General features: G+C 67.6%; 24 protein-coding genes. 13 read left to right on the top strand and 11 right to left on the bottom strand.

All coding sequences use genetic code 11. The features are described 5' to 3' along the window. Positions 1-58: 58 nt before the first annotated feature. The 4 genes from couH to GO592_RS23955 form a co-directional block, all read right to left on the bottom strand. Positions 59-1,225: a dihydro-p-hydroxycinnamoy-CoA dehydrogenase gene (gene couH, locus GO592_RS23970; protein ID WP_007299240.1), complete on the bottom strand. Its 1,167-nt coding sequence runs from the start codon at positions 1,223-1,225 to the stop codon at positions 59-61. A 115-nt stretch (positions 1,226-1,340) separates the two neighbouring features. After that, complete coding sequence (locus GO592_RS23965) at positions 1,341-1,496, bottom strand: DUF6131 family protein (RefSeq protein ID WP_007299239.1); 156 nt, start codon at positions 1,494-1,496, stop codon at positions 1,341-1,343. A gap of 40 nt (positions 1,497-1,536) precedes the next feature. Continuing rightward, positions 1,537-1,743: a hypothetical protein gene (locus GO592_RS23960; RefSeq protein WP_007299238.1), complete on the bottom strand. Its 207-nt coding sequence runs from the start codon at positions 1,741-1,743 to the stop codon at positions 1,537-1,539. 57 nt (positions 1,744-1,800) lie between these two features. After that, a complete protein-coding gene (locus GO592_RS23955) occupies positions 1,801-2,337 on the bottom strand; it encodes a hypothetical protein (protein ID WP_007299237.1) in 537 nt (178 codons plus the stop codon). A 271-nt stretch (positions 2,338-2,608) separates the two neighbouring features. On the opposite strand from GO592_RS23955, the gene GO592_RS45910 reads away from it, so the two are divergent. The 3 genes from GO592_RS45910 to GO592_RS23940 are packed head-to-tail and all read left to right on the top strand — an operon-like array spanning position 2,609 to position 4,331. Next, the gene (locus GO592_RS45910; RefSeq protein ID WP_007299236.1) at positions 2,609-2,737 is read left to right on the top strand and encodes a hypothetical protein; all 129 of its coding nucleotides are present in this window, start codon (positions 2,609-2,611) and stop codon (positions 2,735-2,737) included. Positions 2,738-2,763: 26 nt separating this feature from the next. After that, complete coding sequence (locus GO592_RS23945; protein ID WP_420228112.1) at positions 2,764-3,393, top strand: alpha/beta hydrolase family protein; 630 nt, start codon at positions 2,764-2,766, stop codon at positions 3,391-3,393. Positions 3,394-3,434: 41 nt separating this feature from the next. Next, positions 3,435-4,331 carry an alpha/beta fold hydrolase gene (locus GO592_RS23940; protein WP_007299234.1) on the top strand — a complete coding sequence of 299 codons (897 nt, stop codon included), beginning with the start codon at positions 3,435-3,437 and terminating at the stop codon, positions 4,329-4,331. Position 4,332: 1 nt separating this feature from the next. Here GO592_RS23940 and GO592_RS23935 read toward each other — a convergent pair whose 3' ends face one another. Beyond that, on the bottom strand, positions 4,333-4,920 hold the full coding sequence (locus tag GO592_RS23935; RefSeq protein WP_007299233.1) for a phosphoribosylanthranilate isomerase: 588 nt from the start codon (positions 4,918-4,920) through the stop codon (positions 4,333-4,335). 67 nt (positions 4,921-4,987) lie between these two features. On the opposite strand from GO592_RS23935, the gene GO592_RS23930 reads away from it, so the two are divergent. The 5 genes from GO592_RS23930 (at position 4,988) to GO592_RS23910 (ending at position 9,196) form a co-directional block, all read left to right on the top strand. After that, entirely contained in the window at positions 4,988-6,292 is a 1,305-nt protein-coding gene (locus GO592_RS23930) for an alpha/beta hydrolase (RefSeq protein ID WP_007299232.1), read from the top strand. A gap of 27 nt (positions 6,293-6,319) precedes the next feature. Then, positions 6,320-7,045, top strand: a complete 726-nt coding sequence (locus tag GO592_RS23925; RefSeq protein ID WP_007299231.1) for an ABC transporter substrate-binding protein — start codon at positions 6,320-6,322, stop codon at positions 7,043-7,045. Beyond that, complete coding sequence (locus GO592_RS23920; RefSeq protein ID WP_007299230.1) at positions 7,042-7,452, top strand: hypothetical protein; 411 nt, start codon at positions 7,042-7,044, stop codon at positions 7,450-7,452. The genes GO592_RS23925 and GO592_RS23920 overlap by 4 nt, the downstream gene beginning before the upstream one ends. 56 nt (positions 7,453-7,508) lie before the next feature. Further along, complete coding sequence (locus GO592_RS23915) at positions 7,509-8,747, top strand: acyl-CoA dehydrogenase family protein (RefSeq protein WP_007299229.1); 1,239 nt, start codon at positions 7,509-7,511, stop codon at positions 8,745-8,747. A gap of 71 nt (positions 8,748-8,818) precedes the next feature. After that, the gene (locus GO592_RS23910; protein WP_005263638.1) at positions 8,819-9,196 is read left to right on the top strand and encodes a VOC family protein; all 378 of its coding nucleotides are present in this window, start codon (positions 8,819-8,821) and stop codon (positions 9,194-9,196) included. A 3-nt stretch (positions 9,197-9,199) separates the two neighbouring features. Here the strand turns inward: GO592_RS23910 and GO592_RS23905 are convergent, their stop codons facing one another. Genes GO592_RS23905 through GO592_RS23895 form a run of 3 tightly spaced genes read right to left on the bottom strand, consistent with a single transcriptional unit; the run spans position 9,200 to position 11,448 of the window. After that, positions 9,200-10,006, bottom strand: coding sequence for an alpha/beta fold hydrolase (locus GO592_RS23905; protein WP_082324976.1), 807 nt, complete (start codon positions 10,004-10,006; stop codon positions 9,200-9,202). Then, complete coding sequence (locus GO592_RS23900; protein WP_007299227.1) at positions 10,007-11,020, bottom strand: aldo/keto reductase; 1,014 nt, start codon at positions 11,018-11,020, stop codon at positions 10,007-10,009. It lies immediately after the preceding gene. Next, positions 11,017-11,448: a MerR family transcriptional regulator gene (locus GO592_RS23895; protein WP_007299226.1), complete on the bottom strand. Its 432-nt coding sequence runs from the start codon at positions 11,446-11,448 to the stop codon at positions 11,017-11,019. Before GO592_RS23895 ends, GO592_RS23900 begins: the two co-directional genes overlap by 4 nt. A gap of 139 nt (positions 11,449-11,587) precedes the next feature. On the opposite strand from GO592_RS23895, the gene GO592_RS23890 reads away from it, so the two are divergent. Beyond that, a complete protein-coding gene (locus GO592_RS23890; protein WP_007299225.1) occupies positions 11,588-13,012 on the top strand; it encodes a purine-cytosine permease family protein in 1,425 nt (474 codons plus the stop codon). Here GO592_RS23890 and GO592_RS23885 read toward each other — a convergent pair. Further along, a complete protein-coding gene (locus GO592_RS23885) occupies positions 12,977-14,506 on the bottom strand; it encodes a PucR family transcriptional regulator (RefSeq protein WP_007299224.1) in 1,530 nt (509 codons plus the stop codon). The genes GO592_RS23890 and GO592_RS23885 overlap by 36 nt on opposite strands. Positions 14,507-14,610: 104 nt before the next feature. On the opposite strand from GO592_RS23885, the gene GO592_RS23880 reads away from it, so the two are divergent. Both GO592_RS23880 and GO592_RS23875 read left to right on the top strand, forming a co-directional pair. Further along, entirely contained in the window at positions 14,611-15,090 is a 480-nt protein-coding gene (locus GO592_RS23880; protein ID WP_050998663.1) for a nucleoside deaminase, read from the top strand. Then, entirely contained in the window at positions 15,087-16,043 is a 957-nt protein-coding gene (locus GO592_RS23875; protein WP_007299222.1) for an isopenicillin N synthase family dioxygenase, read from the top strand. The genes GO592_RS23880 and GO592_RS23875 overlap by 4 nt, the downstream gene beginning before the upstream one ends. Here GO592_RS23875 and GO592_RS23870 read toward each other — a convergent pair. Continuing rightward, positions 16,040-17,674: an ABC-F family ATP-binding cassette domain-containing protein gene (locus tag GO592_RS23870; protein ID WP_007299221.1), complete on the bottom strand. Its 1,635-nt coding sequence runs from the start codon at positions 17,672-17,674 to the stop codon at positions 16,040-16,042. The two genes, GO592_RS23875 and GO592_RS23870, sit on opposite strands and share 4 nt — an antisense overlap. 141 nt (positions 17,675-17,815) lie before the next feature. Next, positions 17,816-18,382, bottom strand: a complete 567-nt coding sequence (locus GO592_RS23865; protein ID WP_005243791.1) for a hypothetical protein — start codon at positions 18,380-18,382, stop codon at positions 17,816-17,818. Between the two features lie 95 nt (positions 18,383-18,477). Here GO592_RS23865 and GO592_RS23860 point away from each other — a divergent pair, with 95 nt between their 5' ends. Next, complete coding sequence (locus GO592_RS23860; RefSeq protein WP_005263661.1) at positions 18,478-20,286, top strand: penicillin-binding transpeptidase domain-containing protein; 1,809 nt, start codon at positions 18,478-18,480, stop codon at positions 20,284-20,286. A gap of 96 nt (positions 20,287-20,382) precedes the next feature. After that, positions 20,383-22,062, top strand: a complete 1,680-nt coding sequence (locus tag GO592_RS23855; protein WP_007299220.1) for an NTF2-like N-terminal transpeptidase domain-containing protein — start codon at positions 20,383-20,385, stop codon at positions 22,060-22,062. The last annotated feature ends 171 nt before the right edge of the window (positions 22,063-22,233 follow it).

The following is a 22,233-nucleotide window of genomic DNA, read 5'->3' as shown; positions in this document are numbered from 1 at the left end:
TAATCATTGAACTTGTCAATGGAAGAGATCGCCAACGCTTCTGTGGTAACCGCACCCGTCAGGCACGCGTGAGCTTGCGCCCGATGATTTCCTTCATGATCTCGGTGGTCCCGGCGTAGATCGGCCCGCCGCGGCAGTCGAGGTAGTCCTGGGCGACGTCGTACTCGCGCATGTATCCGTAGCCGCCGTGGAGTTGGACCGCGCGCTGGACGACCCGTTGCTGCAGCTCGGTGATCCACCATTTGGCCATCGCCGCGGTCACCTCGTCGAGCGTGCCGTTGGCGGCGTCGAGGATGCAGCGGTCGGTGAAGCACTGCGCGATTTCGATCTCGGTGGCGAGTTCCGCGAGGTAGAAGCGGTTGGCCTGGAAGTCGGCCACCCGCCGGCCGAACGCCGTGCGGTCGCGGCTGTACGTCAGGGCCTGGTCGAATGTGCGTCGCATCGACGCCATGGACGTGACGGCCACGCTGAGGCGTTCCTGGGGCAGGTTGTGGCGCAAGTAGCCGAAGCCGACGTTCAGCTCGCCCAGGACGTTCTCGCGGGGGACGCGGACGTCGTCGAACACCAGCTCGGCGGTGTCCTGTGCGGTCAGGCCGACCTTGTGCAGCGGGCCGTTGCGGGTGAAGCCGGCCATCCCGTCTTCGACCACCAGCAGGCTCACGCCCTTCTTGCCCGCCACCGGATCCGTCTTGGCCACGACGATCACGAAGTCGGCGAGCATTCCGTTGCTGATGAAGATCTTGGTGCCGTTGAGGACCAGATCGTCGCCGTCGGGGAGGGCGGTCGTGGAGATCGCGGCCAGGTCGCTACCCGCACCCGGCTCGGTCATGGCGATGGCGCCGATCTTCTCGCCGGTGCACAAGGGGGTCAGGAACCGATGCTTCTGCTCCTCGTTCGCCAGCGAGACGAGGTAGGGGGTGACGAGGTCGTTGATGCCCGCCAGGCCCATCACCACGGCGGGGGCCCCGACACGGCAGAGCTCCTCGATGACGATGGCGTTGAAACGGAAGTCGTCGATTCCGCCGCCGGCGAATCGTTCCTCGACATTGATCCCGAGGAGCCCGAGCTTGCCGGCCTGGCGGTAGAGGTCCCGGTCCACCTGTCCCGCCTCGGCCCAGTCACGAAGATGCGGGGCCACGTCACGTTCGGCGAACCGGCGCACCGTTTCCCGGAACGCATCGTGATCGGCGTCGAAGATTGTTCGTTCCAGTGCAACCGAAGACATGCGAGGTTCCTTTCGACGGCATGCGTGCGGTGCACGCATGCATACTCGAAAGGAACCTATCTATCAATCATTGATAATGTCAATGATTGATATGTCTGATGGATGGGCGCCGGCGTCAATACCAGTACTTCCGCCCGCCGACCGCGCGGCCCGTCGTGCCCAGCACCAGCAGCACGAGGCCGATGACGAGAAGGATGATTCCGATCGTCGTGAGGATGGAAATCCCCGCGACGAGGCCGATGACGAGCAGGATGATCCCGAGAACGATCACGGTCTTCCCTCTTTCGGTTGACGGTCTGGAACTTCTGGAACTACTGACTCGGTTGCGGCACTTCACAATCGATCTTCGGGTTCACGCCCGCATAGTTGAGTGGGCCGGCGATCACGGTGACCGCGATCGTTCCGGCGCTGGCGCAATTGGCCGTCGTGTCCTTGAAGTAACCGCGCTGCCACACGGCAACGGCGCCGATGATCAGCCAGATGATCACGATCAGCGTCACGAGCCGTCCGATACGCATTTCCGACCTCCCGTGTGGGCACCGGCGCCGGGCCGGTGCACGTGTCGTACTCGAACGCTATGTCGACGACGTGTCGGTCGGCTTCGCGTGTGCTCCATGAGTATTCGTGGAGTCCGTGCCGTTGGGGCGACCGTTGGCAGGCCCTGCGCCCGTGGTTCGAGCGTCGGTGGCCCGAGTGTTCGTGGGCCCCGCTCCCGTGGTTCGAGCGTCGGTGGCCCTGGCGTCGTTCGTCGCAGTGTCCGTCTTCTTGACGTCGGGATCGAGCTCGTCGGCGCGCTGCCACTCGTGCTTCAGGTCGTCACGGGACGTGGTCGCCGTATTCTGGTGCGTCTGCGCATCGACCTGCAGTCTCTTGGCCTCTGCCGCCTTGGCCTCGGCTTCTGCTTGAGCCCTTCTGGCGTTGGCTGCAGTTTCCTCCGCGATCGCCTCGCGCTTCTCGACGACGGACGTCTGCTCCTGCGCGTTTGCGCGGATGCTGTCGGCCTGCTGACGGTGGCGCTGGTTCCGCTTGCGCGATGCCGCAACGGCCAGCGCGATCAGGGCGAGAACGACGACGATCGCGACGATGATCCAGATGATGGTCATGGTGTCCATTGGCTACTCCCAGCAGTCGTGTTGTTAAGGTACCCCGCACCGAAACCCGGCAAACAGACCGAGAGCCAATCGCAATCAACCATCGAATTTCGGCACGGCAGAGGGTGCGGGCGAATGAGGAGATGGGGGCCGGCTACCTCCCAGACCGCAGCCTGTCCCTCGACCCCCGCGTCTCACCGATCGAGGGCGACCTGACGGCAGTGGCACCCGCCATCGTATGCGGGGCCGGATGTGATCCCCCGCGTACGCCGCTGCGCTGGAGGCCGCCGGCGTGCCGGTGCGACTCGGGATCTCGCCGGGCATGCTGCACGGGTACTGGAGCATGGGCGTCGTGCCACGCGCCAACGACCTCGCGAACCAGCTGTGCGAAGAACTCGCGGAGTTGCTCGCCCCGGAGTAGCTCGACATTCCACTACCGTGAACCGCATGAGCGAGTTGCTGGAACGTGACGGTGTGCGCGGACATCTCCACCGCCCCGCGGGTGACGCAGTGGCGGGGCTGGTCCTGACGCATGGAGCGGGAAGTGACTGCGACACAAAGCTGTTGCGTGCCGTGGCCGACGGGTTCGTGGAGCGGGGCGTCGTCGTCCTGCGGTTCGATCTCCCGTTCCGTCGGCGCCGCGCGTCGGGTCCGCCGCATCCGTCGAAGGCGGCCGAGGATCGGGACGGCGTCGCGGCCGCGGTGGCCGTGATGCGGGAGCTGGTGTCGGCGCCGGTGTGGGCAGGCGGGCACTCGTACGGCGGGCGGCAGGCGTCCATGTTCGCTTCGGAGCGACCGGGTCTCGTCGACGCCCTGTTGTTGCTGTCGTACCCGCTGCATCCGCCGGCCAAGCCGGAGAAGCTCCGCACCGAGCACCTGCCCGGTCTCCGCACCCCGTCCGTGGTCGTGCACGGTTCGAAGGACCCGTTCGCGAGCACCGACGAGATGCGGTCGGCGGTCGAACTGATCCCCGCACCGACGACGCTCGTCGAACTCGAGGGAGCCCGCCACGATCTGGCTCCGGACCGGTTCCCGGTGGTCGAACGCGCGGTCACAGCCATGCTCGACCTTGTGTAGGGCGGTCGGGGACGGCCGCACGTGGTCGGTATGTTCGGTGAATGAGCAACGTGCAGACGGAAGCGCCCCGCTGGTTCACCACGGCGTTGGCGTCGCCGGTCGACACCGGCCGGGTCGACGTCGCCGGTGCACAGGTCCACTACCGTGCGTGGGGGCCGTCGGGATCACCGGGAATCGTGCTCGTGCACGGCGGCGCCGCCCACAGCCGGTGGTGGGACCATGTGGCGCCCATGCTGGCCACGGGCCGTCGCGTCGTCGCCCTCGACCTCACCGGGCACGGCGACAGCGACCGGCGCGCGGAGTACGGCCTGGAACAGTGGGCGGAAGAAGCCCTGGCGGTGGCGAAGCCGGCGGGTATCTCGGGGGCGCCGGTGTTCGTCGGGCACAGCATGGGCGGCATGGTGTCCTACGTGGCCGCGCAGTTGTTCGGCGAGGATCTGGCGGGTGTCGCGCTGATCGATTCGCCCGTCCTCGCCCGCACACCGGAGGAGGAAGAAGCGCGGAAGCAGCGTGCCTTCGGTCCGAAGAAGGTCTACCCGTCCAGGGCAGAGGCGCTCGAGCGGTTCCGGTTCGTCCCGCCGCAGGACACCGCGGTGCCCGCGGTCCTGCGGCACGTCGCCGAGAACTCGATGGAGGAGGTGGACGGCGGCTGGGCGTGGAAGTTCGACTCCGCGTTCTTCGCGCGTCACGGCAGCGATCACCTGGGCGGATCCGACCCACGCTGCCGGATCGCCTACTTCCGCGCCGAGAACGGCATCGTCACCGACACCATGATGGACGGCATGCGCCGCCGGTTCGGGCCCACTGCGGTGGTGGTCGAGATCCCCGACGCCGGACACCACGTGATGATCGACCAGCCGCTCGCGCTGGTCGTGGGTATCCGGACGGTGCTCGCGTCGTGGGACGTCGAAGATTCAGTGGCCGGGATGCCGGGCTGACTCAGTCGCCGGATCGGACGGCGGCGACGAACTGCTCGATCAGCGCCGCATCCTTCACACCACGCGAGGATTCGACGCCGCTCGACACGTCGACACCCCACGCGCCGGTCGCGTCGACGGCGGCCCGCACGTTGCCCGGATGAAGTCCGCCGGCCAGGATCCACTCGCCGTCGGGTCGGCTCTGGTTCGCCCAGTCCCAGGGCACGCCTGCCCCGGCGGTCGCTCCGTCGACCAGGATGCGGTCGGCGCCGAAATCGCCCGTCGTGTCACCGGCGACCACCGCACGGATCACGCCGAGCCCCGCCTCCCGCAACCGGGCCACGTCGTCGGCGGACTTCAGGTCGTGCATCTGAACGGTTCCGAGACCTGCGGTGGCGGCGACGTCGATCACCTCCGACACGGGACTCCCCTTGAACACGCCCACCGCGACGGTGTGACCGGTGACCCGGCGGACAAGCGGCGCGGCGTCCTCGGGGGAGATCCGGCGGACGCTGTCGGCGAACACGAACCCCACGGCGTCGACGCCGAGTCGCACGGCCAGATCGACGGAGGCCTCGTCTCGCAGACCGCACACTTTGATGAATGTCACCCGCGCAATTTTACCGGTCGTTCCGAGTCGCCGACGCAGTGCGGGTTCGCGCTCTAGGCTTCGTGACGTGGAATGGCTCAGCGACCTCAGCGTGATCTCAGGGCCTCTGCCCTGGATCCTCACGGTGATCGGTGTGCTCGGCGGCGTGTGGCTGCTCGCCGCCCGCGCACCCTGGTACCCCAGGAAAGCGATTCCGATCTGCCTGGCCGTGTCGGTGGTGGTCACCGTCGTCCTGTACGTGATGGTCGAGAAGGTGCTCCGGCCGTTCCCCGATCCCATCGAGATTTCCATCTACGTGTGGATCGGTCTGGGGCTCTTCGCGATCGTCCTGCTCGTGCCGAGGATCCGCGCCGGCCGGACGGTGAAAGCCGCCGTCGTGTCGGTTCTCGCGGTATTCGCCGTCCTTCTCGCGTCCGCGACGCAGATCAACCTGGTGTTCGATGCCTATCCCACTGTGGGCACGGCATTCGGGGCGGAGCCGTTCGACCGGGTTCAGATGAACGACCTCGGCAGCACCACCGAGACCGTGGTGACGGGAACGCCTCTCGACGCGTCGTGGACCGCTCCGCCCGGAATGCCGAGCGAGGGGCGGGTCCTGACGGCGGGCGTTCCCGGGACGGCGTCGGGTTTCGCCGCCCGCGACGCCGAGATCTACCTCCCGCCCGCCTACTTCGCCAACCCACGCCCCCTGTTGCCTGTGCTCGTGATGCTGGCCGGTCAGCCCGGTTCGCCGGAGGACTGGTTCGCCGGAGGCAAGCTCGCCACCACGATGAACGAGTTCGCTGCGAAGCACGGGGGACTGGCCCCGATCGTGGTGGTGGCGGACGGCACCGGCTCGCAGATCGCGAACCCCCTGTGTGTCGATTCGAAGCTGGGCAACGTGGCCACGTACCTGGCGAAGGACGTTCCGTCCTGGGTGAAGTCGAATCTGCAGGTCAACCCGGACCCCAAGGCGTGGGCCATCGGCGGCCTCTCCTACGGCGGCACCTGTTCGCTCCAGATGGCCACCAATTATCCCGACGTGTACCCGACGTTCCTCGACATCTCGGGTCAGGAAGAACCCACGCTCGGCGACCACCAGCGCACCCTCGACGACGGATTCGGCGGTGACGAGGCGGCGTTCAAGCGGGTCAACCCGCTCGATCTGATGGCGTCGAAGCAGTACCCGGATTCGGCCGGGGTCTTCGTGATCGGCAGCGACGACGACGCCTACAAGCCGGGTGCCCAGAAGGTCTATCAGGCCGCGAAGAACGCGGGCATGGACGTGCAGTACGTGGAAGTGCCGGGCGGGCACAGCTTCGCGGTGTGGTCTGCGGGACTGGAGAAGGAATTGCCCTGGCTGGCACAGCGGTTGGGGCTGATCGGCTCGTAGGTACTCGTGACGGCGGAGAGGGATGGCATGACGGCGGCAGCGCGGGTACTGCGGGTGGGTTCGGCGTTGCCCGACCCGCCGTTCGAATTCCGGGACGGTGGGGCTCCGGCGGGTTTCGATGTCGAGTTGACGCGGGCGGTCGCGCACGTGCTCGGCGTCGAATGGTCGCTCGTCCCGTACCGGGGCACCGACTTCAACGGCATTTTCGACGCGCTGACGGACGGTGAATTCGACTGCATCGCCTCGGGAACCACCGTGACGCCGGAGCGGCGGGCGCGCGCGGATTTCTGCGCTCCGTACCTCGTGTCGGGTCAGTCCCTCGCCGTCGACACGTCGCGGCATCCCGGAGTGCGCGGGGTGGACGATCTGGCTGGTCTGACCGTCGGTGTCCAGCACGGCAACACCAGTCAGCCGATCGTGGAGAGGCTGGTCGCGGAGGGCCGCGCGGGCGCGATCCGCGTGTACGCCTATGACCGGATCGGCCAAGCCCTCGACGACCTGTCCTCGGGCGGGTGCGACGCGGTCATGAAACTCGCGCCGGTTCTCACCTGGCTCGTCCGGGATCGCCCGCACGTGGAGGTGGTCGAACGGGGAATCTCCCGCGAGGAGATCGCCGTCGGAGTCCGCACGGGTGATCACGCGCTGCGCGAAGGCATCGAGTCGGCGCAGCGCACTCTGGCCGCGGACGGCACCCTCGACCGGCTGAGGTCGAAGTGGCTCGGGATCGGTGAAACGAAAGGTGGCTCGGCATGATTCGATGTGTGCGGCTGTGGACCGGGGCGGACGATGCGTCCCACGTCGAGTTGGGTTTCCTCGCCATGAACCCGGGGCGGAACGGCGATCTCTGCACCGCGGGTGTAGACGTGACCCACGTCAGCTTCGAGGAGACGACTTCGCGCGGATCCTTCGACTGGCACACCGCGCCGGTGCGGCAACTCGTGCTGACCCTCAGCGGCACCCTCGACTTCCGGACCCGCAACGGTGAGCAGTTCCGCCTCCGTGAGGGCGACGTCCTGCTGGCCGAGGACACCGCCGGGAGCGGGCACGAGTGGACGCTCGTCGGGACGGACCCGTGGCGTCGCGCGTACGTGGTGCTGGCCGAAGGGGCTCCGGTGCCGTTCCGAACGGGTGCGCCGGCCGGCACACCTGTCCAAGAATAGGAACGTGTTCTATATTTGCGGCAACCGTTTGTCTCTCAGTGACTGGAGTGCCCGGCATGTATGAGTGGTCAGATACCGACCTGATGTTCCGCGACGCGATCCGCGGCTTCATCGACAAGGAGATTCGACCGCACGTCGACAAGTTGGAGACCGGCGAGCTGCCTCCGTTCGACATCATCCGCAAACTCTTCGCCACCTTCGGCCTGGACGAGATGGCCCGGGACGCGCTGACGAAGTCGCTGGACCGCGAGCGAAGTGGGGACGCCGCGTCCGGCGCGAAGGAGGAGAAGTCCGGCGGCCTCGGCGGTGCGGGCAGCATGGGCGTCATCATGAACGCCGAACTGGCCGGTGTCAGCCTCGGACTCGTCGCCTCGCTCGGGGTCAGCCTCGGGCTGGCGGCGGGCACCATCCGCAGTCGCGGGACGCTGGCGCAGAAGGAGCGCTGGCTACCCGGACTGGTCACGTTCGAGAAGGTCGGAGCCTGGGCCATCACCGAGCCCGACTCCGGCTCGGACGCGTTCGGCGGCATGAAGTCGTACGTGCGCCGCGACGGCGACGACTACATCCTCAACGGGCAGAAGACGTTCATCACCAACGGTCCCTACGCCGACGTCATCATCGTCTACGCGAAGCTCGACGAGGGGGATTCGTCCGTCGATCGCCGCGACCGGAAGGTTCTCGCCTTCGTCCTCGACGCGGGCATGGATGGGCTCACCCAGGGGGCGCCGTTCAAGAAGATGGGCATGAACTCCTCACCCACGGGAGAACTGTTCTTCGACAACGTGCGCCTCACCCGCGACCGCCTGCTCGGCGAGACCGAGGACGGCGGCAAGTCCGACGGCAAATCCAGCGCGAAGGAGAGTTTCGCGGCCGAACGGATCGGCATCGCGTCGCTGTCGCTCGGGATCATCAACGAGTGTCACCGGCTGTGCGTCGACTACGCCAAGTCCCGAAAGTTGTGGGGTAAGGAGATCGCCCAGTTCCAGCTCATCCAGCTCAAGCTCGCGGAGATGGAAATCGCCCGCATCAACGTGCAGAACATGGTCTTCAACGCCATCGAGCGCACCGCGGCGGGCGATCAGGTGAGCCTCGCGGAGGCGTCGGCGATGAAGCTCTACTCCTCGCGGGCGGCTACGGAGGTGGCGATGGAGGCGGTGCAGTTGTTCGGCGGCAACGGCTACATGGCCGAGTACCGGGTCGAGCAACTCGCGCGCGATGCGAAGTCGCTGATGATCTACGCAGGCAGCAACGAGATCCAGGTGACGCACATCGCGAAGGGTTTGCTGGCGATGTGATGCCGGGCCCTCGGGAACCAAATGTCGTACGGCGTACGTTAGTGGGGTGTCGTCAACGAAAGGACACCACCGTGAAGGTTACCGCGAGCGCACTGTCGCTGAACGTCGCAGACCCCAGTGCGTCGGCCGAGTTCGCCAAGTCCCACCTGGGCTTCGTCGAGGAGATGGCAGCCGAGGGCTTCGTGTCACTGAAGCGTGCGGACGTGGGCTTCAATCTGGTCTTCCTGAAGACCGGACTGGAAACCTTCAAGCCAGCGCGGATCGCCGGTGACGCCGGCCAGGGGTTGCTGATCGCGCTCGTCGTCGACGGTATCGACGGCGAATACGAGCGACTGCAGGCGGAGGGCGTCCCGATCGTGACGCCCATCGAAACCGAGCCCTGGGGCGAACGCTACTTCCAGATGAGCGACCCCAACGGGGTGATCATCCAACTGGTCGAATGGATGTAGGGGTCACACCGAAGCGAGGAACGGCTCGACGGCCGCGAGCACCTCGGTGCTCGCGGCCACCGTCGTCGAGTGGTCGAACCCGGGCAGGATCGTCAGCGACGCACCGGGAATCAGTGCCGCCGCCCGCTGGGTGTCGCCGATCCGCTCGGCGTCGTTCGAACCGACGAACAGCAGGGTGGGGACGGCGATCCCGCGCAGGACGTCGTCGTCCACCCCCGGCTCCACACCGGAACGCCGCATGTACGCGGCGAGTGCCTTCGCGTCGTTCGCCATGAACGCCGCCCGGGTGCCGGCGTCGATCGGCCACGCGCGCCGGGCATTCCACTGCCCAAGGAACGCATCCATGCCGTCCCGCTCGAGGACGTCGATGCAGCCCGGGAAGAACAGGCGGTCGAACGCGCCGGCCTGCGGTCGGCTGCTGCCACCGCCGACGATCAGGCTCTCCAGCCGTTCGGGCGCCCCGACCGCCAAGGCCAGCGCGACCCGGCCGCCGAGCGAATACCCCAGCACGTGCGCGCTCGGAAGATCCAGGTGGTCGAGGACCGCCAGAACGTCGCCGCTGACCAGCTCCATGGCGTATGCGCTCTCGTCGTGCGGCTTGTCGCTGCGCCCGTGGCCCCGCAGATCGACAAGGATCAGCCGGTACCGGTCACGCAGCGCGGCGACGTAGCCGAATCCGCGCCAGATCGCGTGGGAGAGCGCCGTGCCGTGGATGAGAACGAGTGGCTCTCCCTCGCCGACGGTCTTGTACGCGATCCGGACACCGTCGACGGGATTGGTAGCGTGCTGCACCCGCCCAGTCTGCATCACTCAGAAGTCGCGGCCCTCCGACACCCACTGCAGATCCTCCGAACGCGCACCCTCCACGTGCTCCCCGGCCGAGTTCAGCACCGCCAGCTGCGCCGCATCGAGTTCGATACCGAGAGCACCGGCGTTCTCCGTCACCCGTTCCGCACTGCGGGTTCCGGGGATGGGTACGACCGGAAGTCCGAACGCGCGGCCTTGCGCGTAGAGCCACGCCAGCGCAACCTGTGCGGGCGTGGCACCCAGGTCGCCTGCGACCGAATTCACCGCGTCCACCACGCCGAGGTTCCGCTGCAGCGTGCCCGCCGCGAACCGGGGGAGAGTCCGGCGGAAGTCGTTGGGCGCCAAGGTGTCGACGCCGATGACGGTCCCGGTGAGGAACCCCCGGCCGAGCGGCGAGTAGGGGACGAACCCGACACCCAGTGCGGCCGCCGCCGGCACGACCCGCGCCTCGACGTCGCGGCTCCAGATGCTCCATTCCGACTGGACTGCCGTGATGGGATGCACCGCGTGCGCGGACGCCAGCTCCCCGGCCGTCACCTCCGACAGTCCGAGGTGTCGCACCTTGCCCGCCGCCACCAGTTCGGCCATCGCACCGACGGTGTCCTCGATCGGAACCGACGGGTCGGGGCGGTGCAGGTAGTAGAGGTCGATCGTGTCGATGCCGAGTCGGCGCAGGCTGGCGTCCACCGCCTCGTGGACGTAGGCGCGGTCGCCGCGGGTCGAGGCGCCGCCCTCGCTCCGCTTCCTCGGATCCCCCACAATCCCGAACTTGGTTGCCAGCGTGACTTCCTCGCGCCGGTCCCTCAGTAACTGCGCGATCAACCGCTCGTTGTCGCCGGCCCCGTACACGTCGGCGGTGTCGAGGAAACTCACTCCGAGATCCACCGCGTGATGCAGTGTCGAGAGCGCCTTCCCCGGTTCCACCCCGCCGTAGACGGGTGTGAGAGCCATTCCTCCGAAACCCATGTCGGAGACGGTGAGCGCGTCACCCAGGGTTGTCGTACCGATGTCGGTCATGCTTCTCCTCGTCGTTGTCGGGCAGGGTCTTCGTCGGTCCCTGCGATGAGGGCACGGTAGTGATCCACCTTGGTGTCGAGTGCCGCCAGGGCGTCGTCGAGCCTCGCCTGCTGGGCGAGGATGCGTTCGCGATGCGCGAGCAGCAGCGCCAACCGCCGCTCGTGGGTCTCGGCGCCCCCGGCCAGCAGCACCGCGAAACGCTGCATGTCACTGGTCGGCATGCCCGTGGTCCGCAGCTTCACCAGCAGTTCGATCAGCCGCACGTCCCGCTCGCTGTAACGGCGGCGACGGTCCGAACCCCGCGCGATCGTCGGGATCATCCCCTCGCGCTCGTACCAGCGCAGGGTGTCCTGCGTGAGGCCCGTGATCGCCGCGACCTCCGAGATACTCGCGAACATTCCGGTCGACTGCTCCAACTGGGTGGTCATGACTGAACAGTACGACCTGGAGTGCACTCCAACGCAAGACCCGGGGCGACCGCGTCCCGTCGATCTGTCCGCCCCGAGCGCACGTTTGACGGACACATTGTCGGTTGTCGGCGCCGGCCTGGGCGAACACAGTGCTTCTATGGCAATTACCGAGGGCACCGCCAGCGATGCGACCGCTGCCGAACGCGAGTACGGCGACCGCGTCCTGGCCGTCGAACCGGGCGGAAACGAGTTCATTCCGCACGAGGTCCGCCACGGAACTCCACGCCAACTCTTCTGGACGTGGATGTCGCCGAACCTCGAGTTCGCCACGATCTTCATCGGCGTCCTGTCCGTGTCGGTGTTCGGGATGACGTTCTGGCAGGCGACGCTCGGGCTCGTCCTCGGGACGGGTCTCGGGGCTGCCGCGCATTACGTTCTGTCCGCGCGCGGTCCCCTGCACGGCGTTCCGCAGATGGTGCTCGGACGCCTCGGCTTCGGGTATTGGGGCAACGCCCTTCCGTCGGCGTTCATGTCGATCATGTGCGGCGTCGGCTGGTTCGCCACCAACAGCGTCAGCGGCGCGTTCGCACTCAACACGCTGACCGGTCTGGCGCCCCTGCCCTCACTGCTCGTGATCGTCGTCGTCCAGACCGTGTTCGCGTTCTTCGGGCACAACCTGGTCCAGGCGTTCGAGCGTTACGCGTTCCCCGTGCTGGCCGTGATCTTCGCGATCACCGCAGTGGTAATACTCGCGAAGTCGAACCCGGGCGCGCCCGCGGTCGAGGGTGGTGTCGGCGGAATGGGCGGGTTCCTCCTCACCGTCGGAACGGCGTTCGGCTACGCGGCCGGGTGGACGCCGTACGCCGCCGACTACACCCGGTATCTGCCGGCCACCGTGTCGAGGGTCCGCACCGGGCTGTTCGCCTCGGCCGGGCTGTTCGTCTCGTGTGTCACACTGTCGGTCGTCGGCGCCGCCTCCGTGACGATCGGCGCACCGTCCTCCGACAACCCGACCGACGCGTTCACCGCGAATCTGCCCTCGGCACTGGCGAACCTGACGCTGCTCGCCATTGCACTCGGGGCGGTCGCCGCCAATGCTCTCAACGTGTATTCCGGGTCGATGGCCTTCGTGACCATCGGGCTGAGGTTGCCGCTGAAGACGCAGCGGGCGGTGGTCACCATGATGTTCGGAGTCGTCGGATTCCTCGTGGCGTGGTGGGCGCTCGCCGACGCCGCCGCGAGCTACGAGGCCTTCCTGCTCATCGTCGCCTACTGGATCGGACCGTGGCTGGGCATCATGTTCGCCGACCAGTATCTGCGCCGCGGACAGCGGATCGACAACCTCCTGTACAACCGCGAGTGTAGCAACTGGGGTGGTCTGACCGCGTTCGTGATCGCCCTCGTCGGCTCTGTTCTGTTGTTCTCCAATCAGGAGAAGTTCGTCGGCTACGTGGTGCGCGCGGTACCCGAACTCGGCGACATCACGTTCTTCGTCGGCTTCGTGCTGGCCGGAGCGCTCTACCTCGCGATCAACGGTGCGAAGATCTCACGTGGCCAACCTGTTGGCGCACAGGGCAAGTAGCAGCGAACCGTACATCGACGGCGAAGCCGGGTCGTATCCGAGCAGGGCCCGGATACGCTCGAGTCGCTGGTACAGCGATTGCCGGCCGAGATGCAGCGCCGACGCCGAACTGGTGGCGCTGCACCCGTGCCGAAGGTGCACCTCCAGGGTACGGACCAGGTCGCTCGAATGGGTTCGATCCCACTCCACCAGCGGCGCAACGGTTGTCGCGACCATCCGCTCCCTGACGTCGGGAGGCAGCCGATCGAGCGCGAGTTCCGGGGCGAGTTCCCGCGTCGTCGTCACTACCCGGCCCGACAGCCACGACCGCCGGGCAGACATCGCGAGGCGCAGTCCCGAGCGGGCGGTGTGCAGCGCGGTGCCGACGTCTCCGGGAGCGAAGTCGCACGGATCGCCGACCACCACCGTCACCCCGTCGATGATGTTGGACGCCAAAGATTCCTGAAAGCAGTCGACGGCAGTCCCCACCGGGTCGACCACGGGTGCGGGGACCGCGATCAGGCCGAACGTGCTCGCGTGCACCTCCGCACGCAGGCACGGCTGCCCGAGCAGTTTGGCGGCCGAATCCAGCAACCGGGTCGCGATGCGCGAACCCGGCGAATCGATGGCGACCGCGACCACCCGGTTGCCCGGCGCGGGATGGAACCCCGCCGCGGCGGACCGCACCGTGAGGTCGATCTGCCGAACGTCGTTGCGGTCCAGCAAGTCCGACACCAGCGCGGCTGCGGCGCGCTGCGGACGTCCCGCGAGGCTGCCCGAGTAGGTGAGTGCAAGCCCGAGCGACGCCGTCGACCGTTCGAGTAGCGCACGCAACACGGGCGAGTCCATCGTGGAACCCGGCCCGGCCGTCAACGTCCCCCACGCGCCGTCCCGCGAATGGATTGTGGCCGTGACGGTTCCGGCGTCGGCTGCTGCCCAGGCCGCGCGGTCGTCGTCGACGCCGTGTGCCGCGACCAGCGCCCCGCTGCCGCTGGTGACGATCAGCGGGCAGCCGCTCGCCTCGCTGATGCGCTCGAGCAACCGGGCCACCCCGTTGCCTGCCATCAGTTCGGCCTCCAGGACGCGGGACAGTTCGTTCTGGGTCCGCAGGGCCGACACCTCCCGGGAGATGATCTCCGTATTGGCGTTCTGGCAGAGTTCGATGAACGGGACCACTGTCCGTAGCGCGATCAGCGGCAGGTCCAGGGCGGCCGCCTCCTCGATCATGTCGCCCGGAACGGCGTCGAACGTCCGGCCCAACTCGATCGCCACGGCCGCCACATTGCGTTCCCCGACCTCGCGGAGATAGTGCCTGCGGGTGCCGGGATCCACACCGGACAGACCCAGCCCGGTGGTCAGCAGCAACTCGTCCCCGGACAGCAGCGGGCTGATCTCGTAGATTTCACTGGAATGTACCCAGCGCACCGTGCGGCCGAGCTGCGACTTCCCGGCCAGAACCTGCGGGTTCGCGCTGAAGAACTGGTTCCGGAGCAACTCGCGCACGGTCAACGACATCGTCGAACCCTCCTCGGGAGGCGGACAGTTTGTACAGGTTAAGGCCCGTTCGTTACCACAGTGTGTCCGTTGTGGTCGCGGCGTCCGAGACGCAAGGTAGAGGCATGTCGATCTCTGTGAACTCTGCGCGGATGGCCCTCGACCCCGAGGAACTGCTGACCGTGGCGATCGCCGAAGCCGAACTCGGCAAACGCGAGGGCGGGATACCGATCGGGGCCGCGCTCTTCGGCGGCGACGGAAACCTGCTGGGCAGCGGCCGCAACCGACGGGTCCAGCACGCCGATCCGTCCGTCCACGGTGAGACGGACGCGTTCCGGGCCGCCGGGCGCCAGCGCGACTACCGCTCGACGATCATGGTGACGACCTTGTCACCGTGCTGGTACTGCAGCGGTCTGGTCCGGCAGTTCAACATCGGCGCGATCGTCGTGGGGGAGAGCGTCACGTTCACCGGCGGCCACGAATGGCTCCGCGAGAACGGCGTGGACGTGACCGTCCTGCGCGATCAACACTGCATCGACCTCATGACCGAATTCATCGAGAACCAGCCCGAACTCTGGAACGAAGACATTGGAGTAGCCGAATGACCCCGATCGCCACCGTCGACCTCGCACTCTGGCGGGCGGGCGGACCCTCCGCCGCGGCCGTCGCCCGGGACGTCGACGAGGGACTGCAGCGCGCCGGTTTCCTCCTCGTCCGCGGCCACGGGGTGACGCGCGAACTGGCCGCGGACGTCCGGACTGCAGCGCGCCGGTTCTTCGCACTTCCCGAAGAGGTGAAGGCGCGGTACTCGGCGATCGTGGGCGAACGCGGCTGGATCGGGCCCGGGATGGAGGCCAACGGCTATGCCGAGGGCACCGAGACGCCCCCGGACCTCAAGGAGACGTTCGCCATCGGGGCCGAGACGCGCACCGGGGATCCCCTCGTCGACGACGTGTGGTTCAAGCCCAACGTGTGGCCCACCGAAGTGGTGGAACTGCGCGCCCTTCTCACCACCTACACCGAGGCGATGCGCCGGCTCTCGGATGACCTCCTCGCCCTGTTCTCGGCGGCACTCGCACTGCCCGTCAACCCCTTCGACGGGCTCGCGGACCGCCCGACGTGGACGTGCAACATCAACCACTACCCGCCGATGTCGTCGGTGGGCGAGCCTGAGCCGGGCCAGTTCCGCATCGGGCCGCACACCGACTTCGGCACCGTCACCGTCCTGGATCGGCAACCCGGCGCAGGCGGACTCCAGGTGTACACCGACGAAGGCGGCTGGGAGGACGCGCCCTACGACCCCGACGCTGTCACCGTCAACATCGGTGACCTTCTCGAGTACTGGAGCGGCAAGCGCTGGCCGTCGGGCCGGCACCGCGTGCTGCCGCCGCAGGCCGACGCCCCCGAAGAAGACCTGGTGTCGCTCATCTACTTCTACGAACTCAACCACGACGCGCAGGTGACACCTCTGGAACCGCCGATCGGAACCGTGGCTGGGCTCGGGCCCGTCACGTCGGCCGACTTCATCAAGACCCGGCTCGACGCGATCACGCTTTAGGCTCCGCCCGTGCGCCTTTCTGGTAGCCGGGGCCACCGAAAAGGCGCACAAGTCCGAAGGGCCTCGTCGGTCAGTTCCAGCCACCGGGTGACGCCGATGTCGTGGAGGAACTGCCGGTCGTGGCTGACCACGATCAGCGCGCCGCGGTAGCTGCGGAGCGCCTGCGTGAGGTGGGCGAGACTCGGCAGGTCGAGGTTGTTCGTCGGCTCGTCCAGCAGCAGCAGCCGCGGGGCGGGTTCGGCCAGCAAGATGGTCGCCAGCGCCGCCCGCAACCGTTCCCCGCCCGACAACGCCGATGCGAGCATGTCGGAATCGTTGCCCCGGAACAGGAACCGGGCCAGCTGCGCGCGGATCTGTTCCTGCGACGCGTGGGGCGCCGCCGCCGCCACGTTCTCGGCGACCGTCAGCGACTCGTCGAACACGTCGAGTCGCTGCGGCAGGGCCTTGAACGGAACCCGCGGTCCCGCGGCCACGACGGCGTCGAGCAGGGTCGTCTTCCCGACGCCGTTGCGTCCGACGAGGGCGATCCGCTCGGGACCGACGACGTCCAGCGACACCTCCTGTCCGCTGAGCAGGCTCACGTCCCGGACGGAGACCACCTCCTGGCCCGAGTGCACCTCCGTGGCCGGGAGGTCGATGCGCACCTCGCGGTCGTCCCGCAGGGCACTCTCCGCTTCCGTCAACGACTCCCGCGCCTCGTCGACCTTCGCGATGTGGTTGTTTCGCAGCTTCCCCGCGGATTCCTGCGCCTGGCGCTTCCGCAGTCCCATCACGATCTTCGGCTCGCGCTTGTTCTCGAACATCTTCTGCCCGTACCGCTTACGACGGTCGATCTTGATGCGGGCCTCGACGAGCTCCCGCTTCTGCTTCTGCACGTCGCTGCGGGCATCGCGCACCGCAGCCCGCGCGGCCTCCTGCTCCGCCTCGACGATCTCCTGGTAGGCACTGAAGTTCCCGCCGAACATGCGGATCTCTCCACCGCGCAGCTCCGCGACGGAATTCATGAGATCGAGCAGGTCACGGTCGTGGCTGACCACCAGCAGGGTGCCCGGAAACTGTTGCACCACCTCGTAGAGCTTGCTGCGGGACGCGCTGTCGAGGTTGTTGGTGGGCTCGTCGAGGAGCAGCACCTCCGGTTCCTTCAACAGCTGCGCGGTGAGGCCGAGCAGCACGGTCTCACCGCCGGACAGGGTGCCGACGGTGCGATCCAGATCGGACGTGCTGCCGAGCACGCGTTCGAGCCCGAGCCGGTGCAGGGTCGACACCGCCCGCTCCTCGATGTCCCAGCGGCCGGTCGCTGCATCGAAATCCTCGGGTGTGCCGTCGCCGGACTCGATGCGGTGCAACGCCGCCCGGAGGTCGGCGATGCCCAGGATCCGGTCGACCTTCAGTGCGGGATCGAGCGTGATGTCCTGCGGCAGATACGCCACCTCGCCCTGCGCCGTCACCGACCCGCGGTCGGCGTGCAGGCGCCCGGCGATCAGCCGGAGCAGGGTGGATTTACCGGAACCGTTGTGACCGACCACCCCGGTGCGTCCGGGGCCGAAGACGGCGTCGAGGCTGTCGAAGACCGGCTCGCCGTCGGGCCAGGTGAACGTGAGGTCGGACAGGGACAGATATGACTGGGCCATAGGGGACTCCCGAGGTGTGTGCGGATGAAGACTCGCGTGACTACCTCGTCAGGAGCAATGGACCGTTCCCCTCTGTCAGACGCGCCCGGTGCGCATCGGTGCCGTTCACGATAGGACGGCGCCGATGCCCGCGCAATCGAATTAAATCTGGGGGCCGTCGGCCCTGAGTTCGTCCACCTTCGCCATAGCGTCGCGGAGTTCGGCGAGCCACTGTTCGCTGTGCTGGCCCGCCAGGCGCACCGTCCACATCAGGGCGTCCGATCGCGACCGCGCCACACCGGCGTCGACGAGCGTGTCGAGAACCTTGCGTTCGGGTTGGCGGAGCCGGGTCATCACCGGAACGGCGAGGTGAGTGAACAGCGTCTTGTGGCCGTCGAGGCTGACGCCCCACGCGACCTTGCGCCCGTATCGTCTCTCGGCCTCGTCGGCGATGCGCATCCGATCGCCCCGGGTCGTTTCGCGGAATCGGGAGATGCGTCCGTCGATCGCCGCCTCGGAACCGGAGTCGGCGGACTCGACGGGCGGCAATTCGCCGACCACCACGATCTCCTCGCGGTCGACCTCGACGGTCGCGGGGCCGGTGAACCAGTCGTCGGGAAGACGGCCGGCGAACCATTCGGCCGCGTCGCTCGCATCGGGGACATCCGCCTGCTGCCATCCACCGGGCCGGCCGAAGCGGCGCGGGCCCGGACCTTGTGTGTTTCTCATGGCGTCCTCCTGGGGACCCTGGTGCCGCGATCACTGCGATGCAGCACTGATTACATGATTACACCGATTATTCGAAGCGCGCCACCACGTCAGGCATGATCGAGTCCGTGCGCACCTCAACCGTTCGTCACAGCCCCATCCGTCCCACCCCCACCCGGAAGGCAGCGGCCGGAATCGCCGTCCTCGCGACGGTGCTCTCCGCCTGCGGACTCTTCGGACCGGACCAGCCCGACACCGTCTCGCAGCAGTTCGCCGACGCCCTGAACAGCGACGACGTGCAGGCCGCCGCCGAACTCACCACCGATCCGGCCGCCGCCACCGCCGCGATCACGGCGATGTACGACGGGCTCGGAAACAAGGACGGGACGTTCACCCGCACCGACGTGCAGGAGTCCGGCGACGACGGCGGCACGTTCACGATGGACGTGTCGTGGCCGTTCGCCCCGGGGCAGGAGTGGAAGTACAGCACCACCGGCAACGCCACCAAGGAAGGCGACGACTGGAAGATCGTCTGGGACCCGGCCGTGCTCGCACCCGGTCTCACCGACGACACCACCGTCCGGTACACCACCACGACCGGGACGCCACCGAAGGTCCTCGCCGCGGGTGGGGCACCGATCCTCGAGCAACAGGTCGTGACGCTGGTCAACCTCGAACAGGGGGCCGACACCGCGGCGGTGGCGGCGTTGCTGTCACCCATCGCGCCGACGATCACCGCGGCCTCGCTCCAGCAGGATCTGGCCGGCGCCCAGGGCAAGCCGGTCACGGCCATCTCGTTGCGCGCCGAGGACCTGGCGCCGATCGAACCGCAGCTGCGGCAACTCGCCGGCGTGACGCTGGCGCCGCAGACCAGGCTGCTCAGCACCGACAAAGCGTTGGCCTCACCCACCCTGGCGGGCCTCGGTGACCTGTGGCAGGAGGGGCAGGACGCCTCCGCCGGCTGGGCGGTGCAGTTGGTCGGTCAGGACGGCGCGGCCAAGAGCATCGCCGGTGAACAGGGGCCCGACGCCCCCGACATCGCGACGACCCTCGATCTCCCGATGCAGATGGCTGCCGAGCGGGCGCTCGCCGACGTCCCGCAGCAGGCCGCCATCGTCGCCCTGCGACCCTCCACGGGCGAGGTGCTGGCGGTGGCGCAGAACGCTCCGGCCGATGCACTCGGCCCGATCGCGCTGACCGGCCTCTACCCGCCGGGATCCACGTTCAAGACGGTGACCACGTCCGCGGCCCTGCAGGCCGGTGCCGCCACACCGGACACCGTTCTGCCCTGCCCCGGCACCGAGAACATCGAGGGCAGGCAGATCCCCAACGACGACGAATTCGACCTGGGCGCGGTCCCGCTGCACACCGCGTTCGCCCGTTCGTGCAACACCACCATGGGACGGCTGGCGGTCGGGTTGCCGCCCGACGCCCTGCAGCAAGCCGCGCTGCAGTTCGGGCTGGGCGTCGACTACGTGACGCCCGGGCTGACGACCGTGACCGGCAACGTGCCCGTCGCAGACAGTCCGGCGGCCCGTGTCGAGTCCGGGATCGGGCAGGGGCAGGTGACCGCGACGCCGTTCGGAATGGCCATGGTGGCCGCCTCCATCGCGAACGGTTCGACGCCGTCGCCTATGATCGTGCAAGGCCAACCGGGAACCGCCGACAAGACGGCGCCCACCGTGCCTGCGAACGTCACTTCCGACCTCCGGACGATGATGCGCGAAACTGTGACGGGCGGTACCGCTACTGCGCTGCAGGACATTCCGGGACTGCTCGGCAAAACGGGCACGGCCGAGTCGGGAAATGGTCCCGCACACGGCTGGTTCGTCGGAATCAAGGACGACCTAGCATTTGCCGTTTTTATAGCAACAGGTGACAGTTCGGCCCCTGCTGTGCAGGCTGCGGGGCGTTTTCTTCGATAAACCCGTTCGCGCGTTGCTGTTCGGGGATAAGTTGTGGCTCAACCGTAACTCCTTCGTAGGCAAATGGTGCTTGTTACGCATGTGACTGAAAGCAAGATGGTGGACATGGGGAATGGACGATCGCTTGGCCGCCGCAACAGATACGTGATCGCCCTGACGTCGGCAGTCATTTTGGCGGTGATTCTGGCGTCGTGTGTGCTGTCGAAAGAGGAGGCGACCGCTCAGTCGGTCGTCGACGACTTCGTCAACGCGCTGAACGAGGGTGACGCCGCTGCCGCGGCAGCGCAGACCTCGTATCCCAACGCCGCGGAGACGGCGATTCAGCAGATGTTCGACGGTCTCAAACCCGAGGACGCCAAGTTCGACCTGACCCAGTTCATGGATCTCGGCTCCGACTCCGGCTTCTTCACCGTTGGTGCCGCTTGGCATTTCGGTGAGGGCAAGGATTGGACCTACCAGGTTCAGGGTGGTGTGCGGAACCTGTCCGTCGGCTGGCGCATCTCCTGGGATCCGTCGATCCTCGCGCCCGACCTGGGCAACGGGCGTATCGTCCGCTACGACCGGACGGACGCCGCTCCGCCGCGGGTCTTCGACGCGTTCGGCGGGTTGCTCATGAACGAGCAGACCATCAACTCGGTCACCCTCGATCCCGCCACGATGCCCGATCCCGTCGCGACCACCCGGCGTCTCGCGGAGGTCCTCGAGCCGGTGGCACCCCTCGTGACGTCCGACACGATGATGGCGGAGATGGCCGAGAAGCCCGGCCAGCAGGTCACCGCCGTGCTGCTGCGCGACCAGGACTGGGAGTTCCTCGAGCAGGATCTTGCGATCCCCGGCGTCATCACCATCAAGACGCCGAAGCTGATCACGGCGGATCGGCGCATCACGACACCGCTGCTGGATCCGCTGCGCAAGGTGTGGCAGGCCAACCGGGATGCCACGGCCGGCTGGGCCGTCCACCTCGTGGACCCCGACGGCACGCTGATTCCGCAGGCAGGTTTCCAGGGCCCGCCCGGACCGGACATCGTCGCGACCATGGACTCCCGCCTGCAGCTGGCAGCCGAGGAAGCCGTGGTCAGTGTCGGCACCCCCGCGACGATCGTCGCGATCCAGCCGTCCTCCGGCGCCGTGCTGGCCGCCGCGCAGAACAACCAGGCGATGGAGCAGGGGCCGATCGCGTTCCAGGGGCTTTACCCGGCCGGATCGAACCTCGACCTGGTGAAGAAGGCCGCCGGACTGCAGAAGGGCGTCGACCCGTCGTCGGTATCGATCGAGGACATCGAGAAGGCAGGCAATCAGCTGGGGCTGGGCATGAACTACAAGATCCCGGGCCTCGACCATCAGACCGCCGTCTTCACCGCCGACCAGTCGGGCATGAACCAGGTGATGAACCGTCAGGACAGCGACCTGCCCGCCGTGACGCCGTTCGGGATGGCCATGCTGGCCGCGTCGATCGCGCGGGGCAGCGCGCCGACACCGATGATCGTCCAGGGGCAGCCGGGCACCACGGATGTGGCCGCTCAGCCGCTTCCGGCGAACGTCAACGACCAGCTCCGCGGCATGATGCGCGACAACGTGGTGCGGGGCGGGGCGTCGTTCCTCAACGGCTACCCGGACCTCATGGGCATGAACGGTGCGAGCGGCGACGACCGCTGGTTCTACGGCTCACGCGGCGACCTGGCCTTCGCGGTCTTCGTCGCCGACGCCGACGGTGGGGACCGCGCGGTGAAGATGACCGACATGCTGTTCCGTGAGATGGCGAAGCCAGCGAACTGAGGACACGGTGATGGCGAAGCCGGCGAACTGAGGACACGGTGATGGCGAAGCCGGCGAACTGAGGACACGGTGATGGCGAAGCCGGCGAACTGAGGACACGGTGATGGCGAAGCCGGCGAACTGAGGACACGGTGATGGCGAAGCCGGCGAACTGAGGGAATGGCGGGGCCG

Source organism: Rhodococcus sp. 21391 (genome assembly GCF_016772255.1).
Lineage (GTDB): Bacteria > Actinomycetota > Actinomycetes > Mycobacteriales > Mycobacteriaceae > Rhodococcus_F > Rhodococcus_F opacus.
This window is presented reverse-complemented; position numbering and strand designations above follow the sequence as displayed.

Bases quoted from the DNA above. Each gene is read 5' to 3' on its own strand.
- GO592_RS23880 (WP_050998663.1), top strand. From the start codon at position 14,611: ATGTCGATCTCTGTGAACTCTGCGCGGATGGCCCTCGACCCCGAGGAA.
- GO592_RS23945 (WP_420228112.1), top strand. From the start codon at position 2,764: ATGAGCGAGTTGCTGGAACGTGACGGTGTGCGCGGACATCTCCACCGC.
- GO592_RS23885 (WP_007299224.1), bottom strand. From the start codon at position 14,506: ATGTCGTTGACCGTGCGCGAGTTGCTCCGGAACCAGTTCTTCAGCGCG.
- GO592_RS23900 (WP_007299227.1), bottom strand. From the start codon at position 11,020: ATGACCGACATCGGTACGACAACCCTGGGTGACGCGCTCACCGTCTCC.
- GO592_RS23940 (WP_007299234.1), top strand. From the start codon at position 3,435: ATGAGCAACGTGCAGACGGAAGCGCCCCGCTGGTTCACCACGGCGTTG.
- couH (WP_007299240.1), bottom strand. From the start codon at position 1,225: ATGTCTTCGGTTGCACTGGAACGAACAATCTTCGACGCCGATCACGAT.
- GO592_RS23960 (WP_007299238.1), bottom strand. From the start codon at position 1,743: ATGCGTATCGGACGGCTCGTGACGCTGATCGTGATCATCTGGCTGATC.
- GO592_RS23915 (WP_007299229.1), top strand. From the start codon at position 7,509: ATGTATGAGTGGTCAGATACCGACCTGATGTTCCGCGACGCGATCCGC.
- GO592_RS23875 (WP_007299222.1), top strand. From the start codon at position 15,087: ATGACCCCGATCGCCACCGTCGACCTCGCACTCTGGCGGGCGGGCGGA.
- GO592_RS23890 (WP_007299225.1), top strand. From the start codon at position 11,588: ATGGCAATTACCGAGGGCACCGCCAGCGATGCGACCGCTGCCGAACGC.
- GO592_RS23920 (WP_007299230.1), top strand. From the start codon at position 7,042: ATGATTCGATGTGTGCGGCTGTGGACCGGGGCGGACGATGCGTCCCAC.
- GO592_RS23860 (WP_005263661.1), top strand. From the start codon at position 18,478: ATGATCGAGTCCGTGCGCACCTCAACCGTTCGTCACAGCCCCATCCGT.
- GO592_RS23865 (WP_005243791.1), bottom strand. From the start codon at position 18,382: ATGAGAAACACACAAGGTCCGGGCCCGCGCCGCTTCGGCCGGCCCGGT.
- GO592_RS23895 (WP_007299226.1), bottom strand. From the start codon at position 11,448: ATGACCACCCAGTTGGAGCAGTCGACCGGAATGTTCGCGAGTATCTCG.
- GO592_RS23855 (WP_007299220.1), top strand. From the start codon at position 20,383: ATGGTGGACATGGGGAATGGACGATCGCTTGGCCGCCGCAACAGATAC.
- GO592_RS23955 (WP_007299237.1), bottom strand. From the start codon at position 2,337: ATGGACACCATGACCATCATCTGGATCATCGTCGCGATCGTCGTCGTT.
- GO592_RS23925 (WP_007299231.1), top strand. From the start codon at position 6,320: ATGACGGCGGCAGCGCGGGTACTGCGGGTGGGTTCGGCGTTGCCCGAC.
- GO592_RS23870 (WP_007299221.1), bottom strand. From the start codon at position 17,674: ATGGCCCAGTCATATCTGTCCCTGTCCGACCTCACGTTCACCTGGCCC.